The 18716-nt window shown below is 48.4% G+C and carries 20 protein-coding genes; 5 read left to right on the top strand and 15 right to left on the bottom strand.

What is annotated here, in order from left to right; all coding sequences use genetic code 11:
• Positions 1 to 10 precede the first annotated feature (10 nt).
• The 10 genes from TH63_RS08140 to TH63_RS08095 all read right to left on the bottom strand — a co-directional run bounded on the left by TH63_RS08140 (position 11) and on the right by TH63_RS08095 (position 7545).
• Positions 11 to 778 carry a sulfite exporter TauE/SafE family protein gene (locus TH63_RS08140; protein WP_048920516.1) on the bottom strand — a complete coding sequence of 256 codons (768 nt, stop codon included), beginning with the start codon at positions 776 to 778 and terminating at the stop codon, positions 11 to 13.
• Complete coding sequence (locus TH63_RS08135; RefSeq protein ID WP_048920515.1) at positions 772 to 1860, bottom strand: HesA/MoeB/ThiF family protein; 1089 nt, start codon at positions 1858 to 1860, stop codon at positions 772 to 774. Before TH63_RS08135 ends, TH63_RS08140 begins: the two co-directional genes overlap by 7 nt.
• Entirely contained in the window at positions 1844 to 2446 is a 603-nt protein-coding gene (locus TH63_RS08130; protein WP_076606443.1) for an NTP transferase domain-containing protein, read from the bottom strand. Before TH63_RS08130 ends, TH63_RS08135 begins: the two co-directional genes overlap by 17 nt.
• Positions 2430 to 2912, bottom strand: coding sequence for a cyclic pyranopterin monophosphate synthase MoaC (gene moaC, locus TH63_RS08125; protein ID WP_048920513.1), 483 nt, complete (start codon positions 2910 to 2912; stop codon positions 2430 to 2432). The genes TH63_RS08130 and moaC overlap by 17 nt, the downstream gene beginning before the upstream one ends.
• A 169-nt stretch (positions 2913 to 3081) precedes the next feature.
• Positions 3082 to 4077, bottom strand: coding sequence for a GTP 3',8-cyclase MoaA (gene moaA, locus TH63_RS08120; RefSeq protein ID WP_048920512.1), 996 nt, complete (start codon positions 4075 to 4077; stop codon positions 3082 to 3084).
• 8 nt (positions 4078 to 4085) lie between these two features.
• Positions 4086 to 4496, bottom strand: coding sequence for a molybdenum cofactor biosynthesis protein MoaE (locus TH63_RS08115; RefSeq protein WP_048922675.1), 411 nt, complete (start codon positions 4494 to 4496; stop codon positions 4086 to 4088).
• A 12-nt stretch (positions 4497 to 4508) separates the two neighbouring features.
• The gene (gene moaD, locus TH63_RS08110; protein ID WP_048920511.1) at positions 4509 to 4748 is read right to left on the bottom strand and encodes a molybdopterin converting factor subunit 1; all 240 of its coding nucleotides are present in this window, start codon (positions 4746 to 4748) and stop codon (positions 4509 to 4511) included.
• A 267-nt stretch (positions 4749 to 5015) separates the two neighbouring features.
• Positions 5016 to 5603 (bottom strand): nucleotidyltransferase family protein, encoded by a 588-nt coding sequence (locus TH63_RS08105; protein WP_048920510.1) that lies wholly within the window; start codon positions 5601 to 5603, stop codon positions 5016 to 5018.
• Positions 5604 to 5762: 159 nt separating this feature from the next.
• Entirely contained in the window at positions 5763 to 6905 is a 1143-nt protein-coding gene (locus TH63_RS08100; RefSeq protein ID WP_048920509.1) for an XdhC family protein, read from the bottom strand.
• A 178-nt stretch (positions 6906 to 7083) separates the two neighbouring features.
• Complete coding sequence (locus TH63_RS08095; protein ID WP_048920508.1) at positions 7084 to 7545, bottom strand: hypothetical protein; 462 nt, start codon at positions 7543 to 7545, stop codon at positions 7084 to 7086.
• Positions 7546 to 7769: 224 nt separating this feature from the next.
• On the opposite strand from TH63_RS08095, the gene TH63_RS08090 reads away from it, so the two are divergent.
• The 3 genes from TH63_RS08090 (at position 7770) to TH63_RS08080 (ending at position 10223) form a co-directional block, all read left to right on the top strand.
• Positions 7770 to 8318, top strand: a complete 549-nt coding sequence (locus tag TH63_RS08090) for an RNA polymerase sigma factor (protein WP_048920507.1) — start codon at positions 7770 to 7772, stop codon at positions 8316 to 8318.
• A complete protein-coding gene (locus TH63_RS08085; protein WP_048920506.1) occupies positions 8315 to 8929 on the top strand; it encodes a cupin domain-containing protein in 615 nt (204 codons plus the stop codon). Before TH63_RS08090 ends, TH63_RS08085 begins: the two co-directional genes overlap by 4 nt.
• Before the next feature lie 382 nt (positions 8930 to 9311).
• On the top strand, positions 9312 to 10223 hold the full coding sequence (locus TH63_RS08080) for a lytic transglycosylase domain-containing protein (RefSeq protein ID WP_048920505.1): 912 nt from the start codon (positions 9312 to 9314) through the stop codon (positions 10221 to 10223).
• A 196-nt stretch (positions 10224 to 10419) separates the two neighbouring features.
• Here TH63_RS08080 and TH63_RS08075 read toward each other — a convergent pair whose 3' ends face one another.
• The 4 genes from TH63_RS08075 to TH63_RS08060 form a co-directional block, all read right to left on the bottom strand.
• A complete protein-coding gene (locus TH63_RS08075) occupies positions 10420 to 10611 on the bottom strand; it encodes a cold-shock protein (RefSeq protein WP_048922674.1) in 192 nt (63 codons plus the stop codon).
• Positions 10612 to 10792: 181 nt separating this feature from the next.
• Entirely contained in the window at positions 10793 to 11242 is a 450-nt protein-coding gene (locus TH63_RS08070) for a hypothetical protein (protein ID WP_048920504.1), read from the bottom strand.
• A 327-nt stretch (positions 11243 to 11569) separates the two neighbouring features.
• The gene (locus tag TH63_RS08065) at positions 11570 to 11761 is read right to left on the bottom strand and encodes a cold-shock protein (RefSeq protein ID WP_048920503.1); all 192 of its coding nucleotides are present in this window, start codon (positions 11759 to 11761) and stop codon (positions 11570 to 11572) included.
• A 325-nt stretch (positions 11762 to 12086) separates the two neighbouring features.
• Positions 12087 to 14831, bottom strand: a complete 2745-nt coding sequence (locus TH63_RS08060) for a S8/S53 family peptidase (RefSeq protein WP_082161594.1) — start codon at positions 14829 to 14831, stop codon at positions 12087 to 12089.
• Positions 14832 to 15913: 1082 nt separating this feature from the next.
• Here TH63_RS08060 and TH63_RS08055 point away from each other — a divergent pair.
• On the top strand, positions 15914 to 16168 hold the full coding sequence (locus TH63_RS08055) for a hypothetical protein (protein ID WP_048920502.1): 255 nt from the start codon (positions 15914 to 15916) through the stop codon (positions 16166 to 16168).
• Positions 16169 to 16447: 279 nt separating this feature from the next.
• Here the strand turns inward: TH63_RS08055 and TH63_RS08050 are convergent, their stop codons facing one another.
• Positions 16448 to 17752 carry a DEAD/DEAH box helicase gene (locus TH63_RS08050; RefSeq protein ID WP_048922672.1) on the bottom strand — a complete coding sequence of 435 codons (1305 nt, stop codon included), beginning with the start codon at positions 17750 to 17752 and terminating at the stop codon, positions 16448 to 16450.
• Positions 17753 to 18092: 340 nt separating this feature from the next.
• On the opposite strand from TH63_RS08050, the gene TH63_RS08045 reads away from it, so the two are divergent.
• Complete coding sequence (locus TH63_RS08045) at positions 18093 to 18689, top strand: TetR/AcrR family transcriptional regulator (protein WP_048920501.1); 597 nt, start codon at positions 18093 to 18095, stop codon at positions 18687 to 18689.
• Positions 18690 to 18716 lie beyond the last annotated feature (27 nt).

Raw genomic sequence — 18716 nt, 5'->3', positions numbered from 1 at the left:
TGGCTAGGGCTTAACTAAAATCCAGGACCAGTTTCAGGCCGATTATTAATACAAAAAAACCGGTAAGGCCTTTAATGGCTTTAGGGGGCAGGAGTTGCAGGTTCCAGCGGGTACCCAATTGGCCGCCTAGCAATACTGCCAGCAGCAAGGGGAACAGCAACCCGGGGTTTACCTGAAAACTTCCACTGGCCACCAGCCCCACTAACCCGGCCACCGAGTTAACCAAGATAAAGAAAGAAGCCAGCGCGGCAATGGTACGGGCCTCTGCCCATTTGATTAAATGCAAGACCGGCGATAACAGGATGCCGCCGCCAATACCCACCAACCCAGAGACAAACCCGGTAACGGCCCCTAAGGTGAGGTCTGCTGCCTTTGATGAATGGTCATGCGAGAAAGTTTGGCTTTCAGGCGGCCTGAAATACTGGAGGATCAATAAAATTCCTGAAAGGCAAAGAATGAGGCCCAGGCTGATAAAGAAAAAGGCGGGTGATAATTTGATAGTTGCCCCATAAAAGGCGGCCGGAATACTGAGCGCCACCAAGGGGAGGAATTTCTTCGGGTTAAAAAGACCTTCTTTGTAAAACAGATAGGTGCCGCTTGACACCACCACCAGGTTACACAACAAGGCCACCGATTTTATCTCCAGGAAATTAGGCAGAAACAAAGCCAGCAAAGCCAGATAGCTGGAACCGCCGCCAAACCCCACCGATGAGTAAAGCGTAGCCACCAGGAAGAAGCAGATGACCAGCAAAACCAACTGAACATCAGGGCTTAACATTCTGCCATTCCTTTTTGCCCGTTCACTTCCAGCCAGTCATCCAGTCCGCCCGCCAGGCTGTACACTTGCCGGCCTTCTCTGTGGGAAAGCAGCAGCTTAGCCGCTTTCAGGCTGCGGCCACCTTTCTGGCAATACAAAACAACGGGAACATCTTGAGATATTGGCATGATTGAGTTCTCAAACTGCGAAAGTGGCATTGGCTTTGCCTGGGCCAAATGGCCAGAAGTAAATTCGGCCATCTCCCGCACATCCAGCAAATTCATTTCTTTCCCGGCTTCAAGCCAAGACCAAAGTTCCTGGGGTTGTACCTCAGGAACGGTAGTGCAGGAAGCCAACGCGTATGATGCTTGCAAGCCAGTGATATTCTGGTTTTCAGGCTTGGCTTTCAATTTAACCCGGTATTGGCTCTGGTTCAGGAAATCAAGCAGCAACAGGTACCCAGATAAGGGTTTTCCAATTCCGGTGAGCACCTTCACCGCCTCCAGGGCCTGCTGACAGCCTACCAAACCCGGCACCACGCCCAAAACACCCCCCGCATTGCAGTCCGGAATTTCCTGGGCCGATGGAGGGGTAGGGTATAGGCACCGGTAAGTAGGTCCGCCGTTTAAGTTAAAGACGCTCACCTGCCCCTCAAATTGATGCAAAGCGCCATACACAAACGGCTTGTTAAGAATTACGCAGGCATCATTGATGAGGTAACGGGCCTCAAAGGAATCGGTGGCGTCAATGACTAAATCATATTGGCTAATAATTTCCAGGGCGTTGGCTGGAGTGAGGGGAAACGGGAAAGGGACCAGTTGGATGGATGAATTAAGCTGCGCCAGCTTTTGCGCGGCTACTTCTACCTTTAGTTTGCCTACCTCGGCCTCTGTAAACAACACCTGCCGGTGCAGATTGCTCAGGCTAATATGGTCCCCGTCTACCATGCCCAGGACCCCAACGCCCATACCGGCCAAATACTGCAGCACAGGTACTCCCAGACCACCGGCGCCTATGACCAGCACCCGGCTTTCCTGTAATTTCTGCTGCGCTTCTGGCCCAAACCCTGGAAGCTGAACCTGGCGGCTATACCTGTTTTCCATGGCGCAATTGGTTTAAGGCGTAGGCATATTCCTCGGGGTTATTGGCGTTGAATATTTCCTCCGCATTGTTGGGCCTGATCAATTTGGTATGGGCCTGCAACAAGAATTTGCGGGGACAAAAGGTACCACCCAGGGCAAATGCGAGGGCGGGTTCATAGGCGGAAGGCTCCCAGATAGCCAGCAAGGGCTCCGGTAATTCAGAGCCTTCGACCGCGTAGGCCGTGACCGTTAACGAAGGATCCCGTTCCTGTTTCAGGTTTAAAACTGTGCTTTCAGTAACCAAGGGTAAGTCGCAGGCCATCACCAGGAAAGCGGCGCTGGGGTGTTGCTGTAAAGCGCTTAAAATCCCGTTGATCGGGCCCCGGAAAGGGTGGTTGTCCAGGAGAAATTCCATCTGGTCTTCCAGGTTATGCTCCTGGCCTGGCCGAAGGCTAAGGAAAACGCGGTCACATACCTGCTGCAGTAATTGGTAGGCGTGCTGACGCTGGGTTTTGCCGTGGTACTGCAGCAAGCCTTTGTCTTGCCCCATGCGGGTACTTTGGCCGCCGCTTAAGACCAGCCCATACAAATTACCGGTCGCCTGCATGGATATCAGATTTTCCGCCGGTCTTCTCCAGCAATTGAATGTCCGTTATTTTAATGTCATGGGTGAGGGCTTTGCACATATCATAGATGCAAAGCGCCGCCGCCGAGGCCCCGGTCAAGGCTTCCATCTCTACTCCGGTCTTGCCTTCGCAGCGTACCTGGCAGGTGATGTGCAAGGCCGCCTCGCCGGTAGGGATAATGTTCACTTTACAGGAAGAAAGGGCCAGCGGGTGGCACAAGGGAATAAGGTCAGAGGTTTTCTTGGCCGCCATGACGCCCGCAATAATTGCCGTCTGGATTACCGCGCCCTTTTTGGTTAGGAAATCCTGCGCCGAAAGGATTTTGAAAACATCTAGAGGGAACCGCACGGTTGCCTCTGCGAGGGCGGTTCTGGTGGTGGTACTTTTACCCGATACGTCTACCATACCCGGTAATCCCTGGTCATCTATATGAGATAAAGTGCTCATGATCTGAAGGTTAAAATTACTGTTTTGAGCCCCTTTTTCAAGAAGTAGCCTCAAAACAGGAAGGCTGAAATCTTGCCTTTTTCTCCGTTTAAAAAAGACCTTTAAAAAAACTGTTTTATGGGCGTTTTCCGGAAAACAGGCCCAAAACAGAATTTGACAATACCAGCGGTCAGCCGCCCAGCACCGACATGGAGGCATGCGCCCCAATTTGGATTAAGCTGGCTTCGGCTGCAAACCCATCTTTTTTCCGGTGGCTCACCGCCTCCAGGATTTCCTGCTGCAATTTTTGGGTGGTCCAGCCTAAGCGCATCAGGTCCCGCAGATTAGTGGCGGCAGGCCCGTATAAACAGGTTCTTAATTCACCGGTGGCGCCCAGCCTAATGCGGTTACAGGTTCCGCAAAACGTTCTGCTATAGGAAGGAATAATCCCGAAGGTGCCGGTATAGCCAGGCACCTTGTAATTGACGGAGGTAGAGGCGAAGGGATTTTCCAGCTTTTCCAACACTGGGTAATGGCCCAGAATATGGCTATAAATTTCCTGATGCGACCAGAGGGGTACTTTAAAATCAGTGCCTCCGTTAAAGGGCATCTCCTCCAGGAACCGTACGGCCAGCGGATACTTTTTGGTCAGTTCCACAAAAGGGATTATGTCCTGGATGTTCTTGTTCTCGGCTACCACGCAGTTCAGTTTCACCTCGAAGCCGGATTCCAGCAACTGAAAGATGCAGGCATAGACAGAGGCAAAGCTGTCGCGGCGGGTAATGCGGTGGAAGCGGTCCGAGTCCAGGGAATCAAGGCTGATGTTGATCTTTCTAATACCAATCTGATGCAGGTCTTTGATTTGGGAAGCAGACAAAGTGCCATTGCTGGTAACGGTGATTTCCTCCAGGCCAGGCAATTGACTGAGTTTCCGGAGGAACGGTATGATGCCGGCCCTCACGAAAGGCTCTCCCCCGGTTATCCGGATCTTGTTGACGCCCAGGCCGCAGAAAATACTGGCCAATTGGTAGAGTTCGTCCAGCGACAGCAGTTCCTTCCGGGACGCAAAATCCATCCCTTCCTCAGGCATGCAGTAATAACACCTGAAATTACACCGGTCAGTCACCGAAAGGCGCAGGTAGGTTAATTGCCGGCCATATTTATCAATCAAAAGGGGTGTACTCATGGCAGGGATTAAGGATGGGCATTTACCCACACGCTGTTGTCTTGGTAATACTCTTTCTTCCAGATGGGCACCGTTTTCTTGAGTTCGTCAATGAGAAAACGGCAGGCGGTAAAAGCGGCATCGCGGTGGGCGGAAGCCACGCCCATAATCACTACTGGTTCTCCTACGGCTTTCTCGCCTAAGGCATGCAGCATGACCAGTTTGGTGATGGGCCACTGCTCTTGGGCCGCCTCGGCAATCTTCTGCATCTCTTTCAGGGCCATAGGCGCGTAGCCTTCAAACACCAGCTTTACCACCTCTTTGCCTTGGGCATGGTTCCGGACGGTGCCTACAAACAGGTCTATACCACCCGCCGCTGGGTCCTGCAAATAGCGGTAAGCTTCCAATACATCTACCTCATCAACTAACTTGATCAACATAAATTCCTGCAATTAGCCTCCGCTTACCGGCGGGATAAGGGCAATTTCCTGCCCAGCAGATAAAGGCTGGGCATCCTCGGCGTATTCGCTGTCCACGGCTACGGCCAGGGATTTCAACTCTCTCAGGGCCGGGTACTGCGCAAATAGCCACTGTTTTAAATCGGCAACGGTCTCCAGGGAAGGGGTTGACGCAACCTGTAAAGCCTGTTTCCCCACTATCTCCCTTGTTATTCCAAAAAGCAGGATATTCATTTTTTCTTAAGTAAGTAATTCTTCCAAGAGACTATAAACTTCCATTCCCCTGAAATCTAAAGCTACCTCACAAATAGCCATTCACCAAATAAATAGGGTTTCAACTAACAGTAATCGCTCGATCCTAACCTTTCTATTTTATCTGTTCTTTAGTTTATAAACCATATCTCCCTACCTAAATTTGAAGTTAAAATAAACAGAAGTAAATCTGTTTTAAATAACTAATAAATACGATGATATCCTATTTACATTAATGAAATGGATTAATTAAAGGCGGCTGAGTAATTGATCGTATTCCTCTGGCGTATCAATGTCAATTTCCCCCTTCGAGAAGGGTAAGACCTCCAAATCCTCTTTGAATTGGGTAAAAAGCTTTTTGGCTCCCTGTTGACCACTTAAGGTAAAAAGCTGGGGAAAAAATTGTTTGTGGAAGAGGGCAGGAGTTCCTACCGTCTGCCCATAGCCACAGGCCACTATCCCTTTTCCGGTTTCTGCCTGCTGAAGGGCTAAATCCTGCAGGAGGCTTGCGTCTACGAAGGGCTGGTCACACAAAAGAACAATTACGCTCTCAGTTTGCGGGGCCAGTTTCAGCAGAGTTTTTAAACCCGTGATGATAGAACCACCCATTCCATCCTGCCAGTCGGCATTAAGGGCTATTGTCACTGGTAACGTTTCCACATCAGTTTTAAGCTTATCCGCTTGAGCGCCTAATACCACAACTACCGGCGAAAACCCAGACGCTATAGCAGTTTCAACGGCGCGCTGCAGAAGGGTTTGCCCTTGGTATACTAAGGTCTGTTTTGGTTTCCCCAACCGGGAAGAGCCACCTGCAGCTAAAAGAATAATGCCTGTCATGGAAGGGCTTTTAATAAACTGGTGTATTTCATATGGATACTAATTAATGTAAGCATCCACTTTCCCATTGGTAATTTAGTAGAAGTTATAAAAAGCTGTATTATAATCTGGTAGCTATAACCAATGCAGGTAAACGTTTAAAAAAGATCCAATTTAAGCTTATCTCTTTGCTTCTTCCAAAGCAGGAAAATGGATAGGCGTTTCTTTCTCTCTCAGCGAGGTCCCTCGTCTTTGAGACAGCACTTTCTTGATCTCCGCTACAACTGAAAGAGCAATTTCTTCCGGAGTTTCAGCGCCGATGTCCAGCCCGGTAGGGCCGAAAAGGCCTTTCAGAAACTCAGGAGTGAGGGAGTGTCCTTCATCCCGCAATTCGGTGAGCAGCCGGTCTATTTTCTTCTTAGGGCCCAATACCCCAATATAGGGCAATGACAGCGGCAATAGCTGCCTGAGCATGGCCAGGTCATAGTTGTAATTGTGCGTGAAGAGCAGGAAAACGGTGTGTTGGTCTACGGTGAGTTGCGATAAAACAGCTTCCGGTTTGGCTACCAGCACTTGGTGGGCCGTAGGAAAACGCGCCTGCGTGGCATACGCCGCCCTGCCGTCAATCACCGTGGTGGGCCAGCCTAACACATGCGTCATCTGGACTAGCGGCATCACATCATTTCCTGCTCCGCAAATCACTACCGCAATAGCGGGCTTCACCACCTCCACAAACGCCGTAAGGTTTCCGGGTGGAAGGTTGTCCAGGATAGTGGAAACTCCGGTGTGTAGCGCCGTACGGGCTTCCTGGAGAAGGTTATCTTCAAGAAGAGCCCCAAGCCCTGCCCTGTTAAGGGCACCATCTTGCTTGAGAAGCAGGCAGGTGCCGGGCTGGGGACCTTTGCGGTCTTGCAAAGAAAACAAGGTTACCAGTACCCCCGTCTGCCGGTTCTGCACCAGGTCCTGCAGCAGGGCGATTTGGTTAACTTGAAGGAAAGGGAGGAGGGGTTCAATCAATATATGGATAATACCGTTACAGCCCAGGCCCACGCCTAGTTTGGCGTCATCATCATCCATGGTGTCATATTTCACCAAAGTCGGCTTTCCCTGGGCCATGGCCAGACGGGCTTTCCGGAGGGCATCTCCTTCCAGACAGCCCCCGCTAATGGCACCGGTCAGTTGTCCATCCTCTGCCACCAGCATGCGTGCGCCCGGACGCCTGTAAGCGGAACCCTCCACCTTGACCACCGTAGCCAAAGCAGTTTGGAGGCCCGCTTCCTGGTGCCGGGCGTAGGCTGCCACAATATCTTGTATTTCCTTCATGTATGTGTAAGATCCAATAGGCCCTGCGTTATAACCATGACCAGGCGTTTTTTGTTGGCCCGGTTCTTCTACTGTGCCGCCAAATAAAGGTTTTGGCTTTAAAACGTAAAAAAGTGTTTTGAGCCTGTTTTCGCCAAAACAGGCTCAAAACAGGAAAAAGCTTCCCAGCAAGTTCTCTTTAGTCTTCTTGCTCCTCAGGGCTTGGGTTTATGCCCGGTGGATTGAAGAGTCCCCATTGGTCCACCACATAGTTCCAGGGGTCAAAGCTCTGTACCCACTCAATAAACAATAACCTGAACTCTTCTATTGCCTCGCGCAGCAGCTTAAAATACTGCACCTCCTTAAACCCGAACATTTCCAGGCTGGCGCTGTGCCGGAGAAGGTCGCGGGCCGCTTTCCGGATAATGGCGGCATTTTCCATCCTGATATCATAAAGATCTGCCGCCTCGGCCCCGGCCACCTTTACGGTGAGCATCGCGGCGTCTTCCAGCATCAACTCCTTTAAAGGGGCATGAGATTCCTCATCTTCTTCAATCAAGGCAACTATCTGCGCCGTCAAAGAGAAAATCTCCCGGCCTTTGTGGTAGATAGGGAGTTCATCTGGTACCTTGAAATCATAATCATCTTCTGGCGGCAACATGAATAGCAGGTTTAAAGTGTAACAATGGTGTAGTTTACGGAAAACCAAAAGATTAACAGGTTTGTCCCTTGAAAACCCAGGGAATAGTCTTTTAGAAGGAAGGGGGGTATCAGAAAAGGTCTTTTATAGACAGATCACTCCATAACTATAAATCCCTTATATTTATAGAATAATGGCAGGCCTGTTTCATTTTCTGTTAACAGGTATCTGATAATTGATTTACTATGTTTGAAAGCAAGTTTGGAGGCGATACGGAAGAACTTCTCATCAAGGCATTGAAGCGGGGCAATCAAACGGCGCTATCCCAAGTGTATGACCAATATGCGGCAATTTTGCTTGGGGTGGTTACCAGAATTGTGCATAGCCCAGAGATAGCCGAGGAGGTGCTAAAAGAAACCTTTATTGCCATTTGTACCCGCATTGAGGTGTATGACCCTTCCGCCTCCAGGTTCCTGACCTGGGCGCTGGCCCTTGCCCGGGGCATTTCCATTGAAGCAGTAAAGACCGGCAAATACCAGCACCTGGCGGAAGGCTCAGAAAAAGTAAAATACGCGAACGCCGAAGAAGCCATGAAGCGCACGCTGCAGGATGAGAAGCGGGTGAGGGAGGTTTTCTGTCACTTGGAACCGCAGGAAAAAGCGATCCTTGACTTAATCTATCTGAAAGGGAAGAGTTGCGCAGAAGCAGCCCAACAGCTGCAGCTTTCTGAGCAGGACCTTAGGGCGAAACTGAAAATGGCATTTAAACACTTAGGAGCAGAAAGAGCAGCATGAGTACAATCTATAATTTCATAGAATCGGGAATTCTGGAGCTGTACGTAATGGGCATCACCAGTCCCCAGGAAACCCAGGAAGTAGAGCAGATGGCTGCGGCCCACCCAGAGGTGAAAGCTGAGATTGACCAGATCAGCAGAGCCGTAGAGGCCTATGCCCAGGAACATGCCATTGCCCCCCGTGAAACCGTAAAACCCTTGGTGTTGGCCACCATTGACTACCTGCAACGCCTGGCAAAAGGAGAGCCTGCAGTAGATCCGCCTATGTTGGCCAAAAACTCTAAATTAGAGACCTATGCCCCCTGGCTGAACCGGGCTGATCTAACCCTCTCTGAGGAAGAGGAGGAAGATATTTTCGTGAAAATAATAGGTCATACACCTAAAACCACCACGGCCATTGTCTGGATCAAAGACATGTCTGACTATGAAGTGCACCACGACGAGTATGAACGTTTTCTGATTGTGGAAGGCACTTGTGACATGATAGCTGGCGAACATCTTTACAAACTTAAACCCGGCGACTTCTTTGAAGTGCCCCTGCACACCCAACATATGATCAAGGTTACTTCCAAAGTTCCTTGCAAGGCGGTGCTACAACGGGTGGCGGTGTAGCTAATCCCATTTTTACCCCAAAGGCCGGCTTTGTATCTCATAGGGTTAAAGAGATACAAAACCGGCCTTTTTGTGCCTATAACCTGAATTTATATTTTGGGGTTATTTTTCTAAAAACGGGCTTAAAACAGCAAAGTAACCCAACCTCCTTGTGCTTGCCTCCGAGTTCTTTAATTCCTTTTATTACCAGGCGTCATGATGGGTAAATAAGCTGCCCTCTCACTTTTAACGGCACTGTTTATACGGTATCCTTGTTAAAACTCGTTACCCCGAAGAAATGCTTTTCCTTTTTCAGTAGAAAATTCGTAGGTTTTTAGGCTGATGGGAAACTCTGAGAGGCAGGGAACAAGTATAAGAAGTACAGGAATAAACCAGGGAAAAAGTGTCACAGCAAGTTTGGAAAACGGTAGGATTAGGCGTCATGCTGGCCCTTACGCTGCACCTATGCGGACAGCGGGCTGTACAACAGGGGGCAGCCGAAGAAGGAGACGCCTCCTTTACAGGCGCCCGGATCTACCGTGCCCCTGACCTTCCTGCGTCCATGACCTTTGCCGGGGAACCTGTTCCGTTAGAGGTGCCAGACGTTGCCGAACGCCTGGACCGCGAACTCATCACCAATGCCTACCTGCACACCAGCACCTTGCTGGGCCTCAAACGCATGCACCGGTACCTGCCCCAGATTGAGCAGTTACTTCAGGAAAATGAAGTGCCCGCAGATTTTGTCTATTTAGCCCTAGCCGAAAGCTTATTCAGCCAGGTGACCTCCTCGGCGGGGGCCTCTGGGTTCTGGCAGTTGATGCCAGATACTGCCCGCGGGTACGGGTTGCTGGTGAACAGCGAGGTGGACGAGCGCTTCCACGTAGAGAAATCCACTAGGGCCGCCTGCCGGTACCTAAAAAATGCCCGCAAAAAGTTTGGGTCCTGGACCACAGCTGCCGCCTCATATAACCGCGGGGTCAACGGCCTGGACCGCGCCCTGGACAAGCAAGGCGTGAGCTCTTTCTATGACTTGTATCTCAACGACGAGACTTCCCGCTATATCTTCCGGATTCTGGCTCTGAAGGAAGTACTGGGCAACCCCAAGAAATACGGCTTTGATTTACCAGATGGGCATGGTTACAAAGGCTTGGACACCCGCACCTTTACCGTGCGTAACACCATTCCAAACCTGGCCACCTTCGCCCTGGAACAAGGCACCAATTATAAAACCCTCAGGCTTTACAACCCCTGGATAAAAAACTATTCCCTTACCGTAGCGCCCGGGAAAGAATTCATCCTGGAGTTACCAGAATAAATTTCTTTCGCTTTCCTTTAGGTCTTTCTAGTTCCAACCGGTATTAACTCTTTCAATGGAAGTTGGACGCCTTTATGTTTTACGCCTGTTTTCTGGAAAACGGCTTTAAAACAGGTTTCTGCTGTAAATTTAAAGCACAAAAAAAGCCTCTCCGTGTTGGAGAGGCTTTTCAGCAATGTGTCTTTATAGCGAAAGACTAAGCGCGCTTAACGTTGATGGCGTTTAGTCCTTTTCTTCCTTCTTGGAGTTCATAGACAACCTCGTCATTTTCTCTGATTTCGTCAATTAAACCAGATACGTGCACGAAGTACTCTTGATTTGAATTGCTGTCTTTGATGAAGCCGAAGCCTTTATCATCATTAAAGAATTTTACTGTTCCTTGATTCATATTGTTGTTCATTATAACATTACTACCAACAAGGTACAGGAATCGTTCAATAAAACAATTTTTAAACCCAAAATATCTTCTTAAAGGGCCATTTAACTGTTTAAAGGCACTTTAAATTTTTACTGCGTTTCTGGGTCTTAAGAAAAAAGCGTACTTCTTCCCCAAAATTACTGGGCTTGCATTAGCCCAACCCTTGCAGCTTATGGGTGATTTCCTCTATCACTTCATCAGTCCATTTCTCGGCTATCTCTTCCAGTTCCCTGGCAGACCAGGGTTGAAGGTAGAATCTTTCCAGCCAGGCGGTGTTTTTGTCTGGCCCTACTATATAAGAGGAGTACTCCAGAAAGAAGACCAGGTCTTTGCTTACATCAAAGGTTTGGGCCCCGGCCTTTTGGAAACCAGTTAACTGCACCCTGAGGCCCATCTGCTGCACGTTGCCATTCTCCAGGCTGATCTCCTTCTCAGAGGAAGCGTTTTTATCTTTGCTCCAGGTGTCCAGTACCTTTTCCAGTTTAAAATCATCAAACAAGGGAATAACCTCCTGTAGGTGCTGGAAGGTTTTTTCAGCCAGCGGAGGTAATACTTTATTATACAGGTGAAGCAGGCCTTCTTTGTCGCGCGGGTGTGCCACAGGGTAAGTTTTAAGGTGATTATAAAAGAATAACTTCTCTTACGTGCTTTCCATAGAATTACGCTGACTTAGAAGCCTCAGAATTCTCCTCCAAAGCTGTAATGAGGGTAAGACGGTAATTCTGTTTTAAGGTAATTTTTAGAAAAACGGCCTCAAAACAGTTTTACTGCCCACAGGGAATGCGGGTTATCTGCAGAAGAAATTTCTGATCCATCTGTATATGCCTATTCATTAAACAGGAGAGGGAACGGATAAAAGCAGTGCATAAAAAAAGCCTTACCGAAGGGTAAGGCTTTTCCTGTTCTCAATGTCTTTTATAGCGAAAGACTAAGCGAGTTTCACGTTCACAGCGTTTAGTCCTTTTTTGCCTTCTTTCAACTCAAAGGTCACTTCGTCGTTCTCTCTGATTTCGTCAACCAGACCAGAAACGTGTACAAAGTACTCTTGGTTTGAATTGTCATCTTTGATAAATCCGAAGCCTTTTTCGGAGTTAAAGAATTTTACTTTACCGTTGTTCATATTGTTTTTAATTATACAGATACTACCAAGAAAAGAAATTTTTCGTTCAATTCCACCTGTAATAAATAAAATTATTTTCCGCTTACCTTAAAAAAGGGCTTTAGAGCCTGCATTCAGGTTTTTTGCTCCTTTTGCCATGGCATGAATTTACTATAATGCACCCTGCAGGCAAGACTCTATCTCTGTTGTAACCGTGTTTTTGGGTTTTTCGATCGCTTTCAATAAGCACCAGAATAAGACTTTTAGGATACTCAAAAGCCTTAGGCCACAATAGAAAAAGGCCCTTCTGGGGGAGAGGGGCCTTTGGGGGAATGGTCAGGAAAGCTTACCGGCTCAACACCATTTTCTGGGTGATTTCCTTGCCGGCAGAGCTGATCTTATAGAGGTAGGTTCCTCCGGGCAAATTGCTGGCCTTGAAGGGAACAGAAAACGTACCCGCTTCTTTTTGCTCCGCTACCAGGGTAGATACCTTTCCACCTTGCAGGTTGTACACTTCCACGGTTACATATCCAGCCTTATCTAATGAATAAGTAATGGTAGTGGAACCGGTGAAAGGATTAGGGTAAGAAAAGTTTTTGGCGTTCTCTGGTAAACCCACCACCGCAGAACTAGAGGCCATTGGTTGGGTAGCGGCATTCCAGCTAGAGTGCGTTCTGGTAACAATCACCGCAAACTCAGCCCGGGTTACGTCTTGCAGAGGCTTAAAGGAAGCGTGCAGGGTAGGGAACAGATCAAACGGACCTTGGGTTACGGTATAATAGGCATTGATCAGGTCCAGTTCCAGCGCCACGCTCACGTAGCCTTCCAATCCTGCCGGAATAGAAGAGGCGTCTTCAATAGCGTAGGTTTTTCCGTCTACGGTCACGGTTACGGCTTTACCGGTGCGTTCCTCAGCAAACTTCTGCAAGCCAAGAGACTGCACCAAGGAATAAGAAAGGGCCGCTCTGTTCACGTTGCCGGTAGGGTTGAACTTTCCGGCTGAGGCTTCCAGCATCACTCCTTTAAAGGCATGCTCTCTGTCTCTGAGGGCTGCTCCCTTTGCCTGTACAGACTCACCTAACAATAACTGGGCTCCTGTAAGGTCTGTGATGGTGGTAGCGCCGCTGGTAGGCATGAACTGTCTTACGCCCTGGCCCATCATGAGGTAATCAGCCAGTTCAATTCTTTTTAAGGCGTCATTAGGTCTATACCCGGTGGCTGATCCGTCCACCAGTCGGGAAGCTACGGCTATTTTGATAGAGGCCTCTGCCGCATGTCCGGCAATGTCACTAAGACCAGTAGTACCTGTAATTTGAGACTGCACCAATGTTCCCTTAATGGTTTCAGGAACGGCGGCTCCATTCAAGCCTTCTGCTTTCAGGGTCCAGGTGCCTGGCGCAGGGTTCGCCACGGCCATACCACGGTCATACGTGATTGCAAAGGCCACCGGAATTCCGGAACGGAACTGTTGGCCGGTTGGAGACACAAGGATCAGGTTTACAGGGTTTCCGGTTTCGCCAAGCAGGCCTGTGGCTTCAAATTTAGCTTCCAGGCTGTTGGTGCCGCTGGCCACCTGGAAAGTGATTTGATTGGTGGCAGTGGTAAGCGGGTTAAAATTAATGGTAAAGTTTTCTTTCTGAGAAGATGAATTGACACTGCTGTTAAATCTTCTGGTGTAATTAAGGAAGGCTCCAAAAGAGGTATTGCGGAAGATATGGTCAACGGCGGCATAGGCATTGGCATAGCCGGCACCCACTTCCCAGGACTCACGGCCCGGCATGTTGGTAGCTGTCTTCTGGAGAATTGCCTTCACCTGGGCAGGGCTAAGGGAAGGATTAGCCTCCAGCATAAGCGCTACTACGCCAGCCAGGTGAGGGGTTGCCATGGAGGTTCCGCTCATGTGGGTGTAGAAAGGCACGTGCGCCGGGTCCAAAGTATTAGCGTCTTGCTGGGCAGAAAGGGAAGAGATGGGAGCTAAAACCCGGGTAGAGACCACATCAACGCCAGGGGCTACAACCGTAGGCCGATTCTCATAAGACCAATTTTCATCTGCTATGGTAAAAGAACCGCCTTCACCCTTCACCCCGCGTGAGGAGAAACTGGCCAATTTACCAAATTTGTCACCAGCCCCTACTGAGATAACCCAGGGAGCAATGGCATAAGGGTTATGGGAGTCTGAGCTAGGGCCTTCGTTTCCTGCGGCAAACAAAACAACCATACCCAAGTCATGAGCTTTCTTGCTGGCCAGGTTGATGGGGTGGTTAGGATTGAATTTGCCGCTGCTGCCCCATGAATTACTGATTACTCTAATCCCGTATTGGAATTGGTTGGTAATAGCATAGTCAAACCCGCCAATACCATCTAGAACGAAAAGAGCTGCACCGGTACCATACCCAATTAGGGTAGCGCCGGGAGCTGCACCGGCATAAAAGCCGTCAGATTTTGCCCCGGTTCCGCCTACTGTTCCGGCGCAATGCGTGCCGTGGCCAGAGTTGTTGTCGGTGTTGGGAACGTTCTCAAGGAAAGTAACGGGCGCCAGGGGCGAAAAGGCGTTCAGGTTAATAGACCCTAACACGTTTTGAACCAGGTTTTTGCCCAGTTTGATGTCCTCATGGGTGCCGTCTACACCGCTGTCATTTATCATAACCCCTATACCTTTACCTGACACCGGCATGCCGTTATTACGGGCAGTGATGTTTTTGTCGGCACGGAGGCGTTTGACACCGGTTAAGTGAGTGTCATTGTTGTTGAAGTAGGTTAGTTTTTCATTCAAGAACAAAGACTGCACATAGGGGCTTTTAGAGAGGGCCTCTACTTGAGCAGAAGTGGCCAAAACCCCGGCAATGGGTAAATTTTTAAAGGTGACACCGTTGGCAATTCCTAAGTTCTTAAGCGCTTGCAGGTGTAAGGAGGAAGGGGCGCCATTTCCGTAGAAGGTTACCACCACTTGGGCCGGACCCTCCACGCTCTGGAGAACCTGTACAAGTTTAGGATCAACGGTGGCCTGGGCCAGAACCTGGCCTCCAAAGGCTACTAAAAAGGCGAAAACACTAAGGGCTTTCTTCAAGTGTTTGGAATAGATGTGTAACATACTTGTTTGTTAGGTTGTAAAATAGGACGGGTATTGAATGGGTAAGAAATCACCTGCGCTGAGCCAGGGTCCTTCTCGTGTAATTGGTACAAGGAGTGGTCTACTGGGTAGAATTAAACCTTGTAAGCAGGTAATAATAAGAACGTGATGTATAGAGGGGGATGCGGGACTTTTCGCGTATACCGTTATCCAAAACTAAGGTTGGGGAAAAGATAATATGTTAAGTAACTTGTATAAAGAATACTTGAAGTAGGATAAAATTTATATATCCAAAAAGATATAGAAGAATCTAACAGGCTAACAGGTGTTTGGTTACGAGCAAATCCTACATAGTATTAAGCCTGTTTAATAAAAAAATGTAGGTAAAAATGGGCAAGGGTAACAAATTGAAGTGGGAGAAATGCTTAGTTAAAATCCTTTCTACATTCAATAATTTAATTCAAGAGGAGGAAGGACTTTGTTTGATCTGGCCACAAGCCTTGGTTAAGGAAAGTTTCTTAATGTATTAAAGCTCTTTATCCTGTAGACCCTCCTCTTTATCCTGAAATCATATTTATATAGAACAATAGAAAGGTCCTTTAATTCTGCTTCAGAATTTTTAGAGCCTGGGTTAAGGGAAGGTTGTGTCTGTTGGTTTTAGAAGGGAATATTTTAAAAGAGGTATATAAGGGAGCAAAAGCTGCCCAAAGGGGCCGTTAGGTTAGGAAAGCAGGCCTTTATTCCCTATCTTTGTACCGGAAGCAACCATTATCTCTTCTCTTATTCCTTTCTGCTTTTTTCGGCTGGATTTAAGATTCCTGATAAATCTTGAAATTTTTCATAGAAATACCTGAGCGCTAATAAGTAGTATTAAAAAGCGCTTCATTTCCTTTCAAGACCTCCTAAGTTCATGCGTGCGTTACCTCCTGGGTGCTACCATGATTTCTGAACCTATTTACCGGTTGTTTCTGACTAACATTTTAGAATATCCGTATTCATTAAGATACAAGGGGCTTTTGCCCTCTGTATCAAAACTGGCAACGCGCACTTCCTGAATAAGGATTTGACTGTTGGTAGAATTATGTTTCACTTTACCTAACGCAATGGCAAGATCACAGAACAGCTTCATGAAGAAGCAACTAGAGCAAAAAAGACTTAAAAAGAAAAAAGACAAAGAAGAGCGTAAACAGGAACGCCAGGAGAACTCCGCTGGGGGCGGACTGGAAAACATGATGGTTTACGTAGATAAGTTTGGCAATTTCTCGTCTACTCCTCCAGAAGAGGAAAACAAAGTAGGCACGCCCGAGAGCCGGAGAAGACCACCAGCCAAAGGAGAGAGCAAAGACGCCGCCGAGTAATTCAGGGATTCTTTTTAAGTTATATAGATGGGGAAAAGGAGGTGCAGGCTTTCTTTTTACCCCCTTATATTATTGTGTTTTCCCTCTCAAACCTCTCCTGCCGTATATTCCCTTCCTATCCATTGCCGGTTTACCCAAACAATACGTTTTAGGCCTGTTTTTCCCAAAACAGCCCCAAACCAACGCGACAATGGCTTTTCTGAGATGGGTCTTCAAGCCGATAAAGACCAGAAAGCATTTCTTCCAATATCAAAAGTCACTCCCTCCACCAAAGACAGGCTAATTCGCCTGCTCCACCTTTACCTTTTTGCCTTTCAATTTCTCTTGCCTCAGCAACTGAACGGTCTTGTTGATTTTTGAACGGTGCACGGCCGCAAAGGAGGCTGAGTCCTGAATCTCAATCAGCCCTACCTCAGATTTTTCTAGGCCGCCTTTTTGCATTAAGAGTCCGGCAATATCGCCTTTGCTTACCTTGTCTTTTTTGCCAGCGCTCAAATAAAGAGTTTCCCAGGGCGAAGGAGCGGGCAATTGTGCTTTGGCGGGTAATTTCTCCGGTTTGGGCAATGTAGGCAGATACGCAGGTTTTTCCTCTGGGTGCAGCAGCAGGTAACTGGAACCCTGGGCCTTCATGCGGGCAGTACGGCCGTTGCGGTGGGTAAAGGTAGCGGCGTCTGGTAACTGAAAATGCACCACAGCTTCAATCTCAGGAATGTCAAGGCCCCGCGCGGCCAGGTCTGTGCTGATGAGCAGGTAATTGGTGCCATTTCTGAATTTCATAATGGCCCGTTCGCGGTCCGGCTGCTCCAGGCCCCCGTGGAAAATACTGGAAGACATCCCTTTTTCCTTCAGGTACTCACTAACCTTCTCCACGGCCTCACGCAGGTTACAGAAAACCAGGGTAGTTTTTGGGCCAATGGCGCAGAGCAGCTTAAACAATGTGTTCAATTTATCACCGGCTTCAATCTGTACCACCTTCAGTTGCAAATCAGGGGCCATGCTTTCCTCCTGCAGGAAATCCAGCACGGTAGGGTTTTTAATGCCTGTAAAGGCGGGCATTTCCTTCAGGTTGGTGGCAGAAGTAAGAAAGCGCCGCTCTACTTGCGGCAACTGCCCCAGAATAGCCGCCATCTCTTCCTGAAACCCCATTTCCAGTGACTTGTCAAACTCATCAAGGACCAGCGTCTTAATAAAGCTGGGGTCCAGGTTCTCGTTTTGAAGATGGTAAAGTACCCGGCCCGGAGTCCCAATCAACACCGCGGGCGCATGGGCCAGGTTCTTTTTCTCCTGGTAGGTAGAGTGCCCGCCGTAGCAGCAGTTTACTTTAAAGCCCGTGCCCATCTGCCGTAACACCTGCTCAATCTGCAGCGCCAGTTCTCGGGTTGGAACCAGCACTAAAGCCTGTACGCCTGCCTCTGTGGTGGAAAGGCGTTTCAACAGAGGAAGCAAAAAACCAAGCGTCTTGCCAGACCCGGTAGGAGCCAGTAATACAAAGTCTTTCTGCTCGGTAACATTCAGCGCCGCTTCCTGCACTTCGTTTAACTGCGGTATGTTAAGGTTCTTAAGGATCTTGGGTAACGCTTCCATGGTAATCACTAAATCAAATAGAGGGCAAAAGACTTGCCCCATGCAAAGGTAAGCCTTTTAAAGGGATAAGTTTCCAAAGCAGAATTCAGCCTTACTAATAGGAGTTTTTGAAGGAACCTCTTTATATACTATTAAGACGCGCAGTACAGGAAGTAGGGAAGGAGTAAAGCCACAAATTTTGAATAACCTTCAAAAATTCAAACAAACATTTGACTTATTAGTTTAAATCCTGTAAACTTGGTGTACCAGGAGAAGTGTACTTTACCTTCTACCTGCCTGTTAAACCTGGATCTTGGAGCATTTTATGAATAAAGAGGTTCGCGTAGGTCGGGCATAAGCCATGAAGAAGAAAAAGGACATACGGCGCGAGGAAATCATCAAGGAAGCTGCCCTGCTTTTCAAGAAGAAAGGGGTGGGCGGCACCTCTATGCGTGATCTGGCGGAGCAGGTAGGCATGGATGCGGCCACCATGTACCATTATATCAGCTCCAAAGATGAGATCCTGAAGACCATTTGTTTTGACATTGCCAATACCTACGTCACCCAGCTGGCAGAGATTGAGCAAGCCAACTTGACCTTAACCCAAAAGCTGAAGGCGCTGGTGAAACTGCATATTCACCTCATGACTACCATGGGAGCGGAGGTATCCGTGGCCAACAATGACTGGAAATACCTTTCGCCGGAGTCCTTGCAAGAGTTTAAGAACCTTAGAAAGCAATACGAGAATAAACTGGCCGCCTTTATTGAGACAGGAAAGCAGGCCGGGGAACTGCGGGAGGTGAATACCTCCGTGGCCCTGTTCACGCTCTTATCTGCGGTGCGCTGGGTAGAACTTTGGTGGCGGCAGGATAGAGGTATCTCCATTGAAGAATTGGAAAACTCCATCCTTACCATTCTCTTCCAGGGGCTGGAGAAAAACGGAAACATGGAATCCTAGAGAGGGTCGATTTCCGGAATTAGTGGC

It is taken from the genome of Rufibacter radiotolerans (assembly GCF_001078055.1).
Classification (GTDB): domain Bacteria; phylum Bacteroidota; class Bacteroidia; order Cytophagales; family Hymenobacteraceae; genus Nibribacter; species Nibribacter radiotolerans.
Note: the sequence above shows the minus strand (reverse complement) of the source record. Positions and strands in the feature narration are given on the sequence as shown.

What these genes read in the sequence shown, in the direction of transcription:
- moaA (WP_048920512.1), bottom strand. Translation starts at nt 4,077, where the DNA reads ATGAGTACACCCCTTTTGATTGATAAATATGGCCGGCAATTAACCTAC.
- TH63_RS08105 (WP_048920510.1), bottom strand. Translation starts at nt 5,603, where the DNA reads ATGACAGGCATTATTCTTTTAGCTGCAGGTGGCTCTTCCCGGTTGGGG.
- TH63_RS08130 (WP_076606443.1), bottom strand. Translation starts at nt 2,446, where the DNA reads ATGCAGGCGACCGGTAATTTGTATGGGCTGGTCTTAAGCGGCGGCCAA.
- TH63_RS08075 (WP_048922674.1), bottom strand. Translation starts at nt 10,611, where the DNA reads ATGAATCAAGGAACAGTAAAATTCTTTAATGATGATAAAGGCTTCGGC.
- TH63_RS08135 (WP_048920515.1), bottom strand. Translation starts at nt 1,860, where the DNA reads ATGGAAAACAGGTATAGCCGCCAGGTTCAGCTTCCAGGGTTTGGGCCA.
- TH63_RS08100 (WP_048920509.1), bottom strand. Translation starts at nt 6,905, where the DNA reads ATGAAGGAAATACAAGATATTGTGGCAGCCTACGCCCGGCACCAGGAA.
- TH63_RS08050 (WP_048922672.1), bottom strand. Translation starts at nt 17,752, where the DNA reads ATGGAAGCGTTACCCAAGATCCTTAAGAACCTTAACATACCGCAGTTA.
- TH63_RS08055 (WP_048920502.1), top strand. Translation starts at nt 15,914, where the DNA reads ATGGCAAGATCACAGAACAGCTTCATGAAGAAGCAACTAGAGCAAAAA.
- moaD (WP_048920511.1), bottom strand. Translation starts at nt 4,748, where the DNA reads ATGAATATCCTGCTTTTTGGAATAACAAGGGAGATAGTGGGGAAACAG.
- TH63_RS08095 (WP_048920508.1), bottom strand. Translation starts at nt 7,545, where the DNA reads ATGTTGCCGCCAGAAGATGATTATGATTTCAAGGTACCAGATGAACTC.
- TH63_RS08060 (WP_082161594.1), bottom strand. Translation starts at nt 14,831, where the DNA reads ATGTTACACATCTATTCCAAACACTTGAAGAAAGCCCTTAGTGTTTTC.
- TH63_RS08045 (WP_048920501.1), top strand. Translation starts at nt 18,093, where the DNA reads ATGAAGAAGAAAAAGGACATACGGCGCGAGGAAATCATCAAGGAAGCT.
- TH63_RS08115 (WP_048922675.1), bottom strand. Translation starts at nt 4,496, where the DNA reads ATGTTGATCAAGTTAGTTGATGAGGTAGATGTATTGGAAGCTTACCGC.
- TH63_RS08065 (WP_048920503.1), bottom strand. Translation starts at nt 11,761, where the DNA reads ATGAACAACGGTAAAGTAAAATTCTTTAACTCCGAAAAAGGCTTCGGA.
- moaC (WP_048920513.1), bottom strand. Translation starts at nt 2,912, where the DNA reads ATGAGCACTTTATCTCATATAGATGACCAGGGATTACCGGGTATGGTA.
- TH63_RS08085 (WP_048920506.1), top strand. Translation starts at nt 8,315, where the DNA reads ATGAGTACAATCTATAATTTCATAGAATCGGGAATTCTGGAGCTGTAC.
- TH63_RS08090 (WP_048920507.1), top strand. Translation starts at nt 7,770, where the DNA reads ATGTTTGAAAGCAAGTTTGGAGGCGATACGGAAGAACTTCTCATCAAG.
- TH63_RS08140 (WP_048920516.1), bottom strand. Translation starts at nt 778, where the DNA reads ATGTTAAGCCCTGATGTTCAGTTGGTTTTGCTGGTCATCTGCTTCTTC.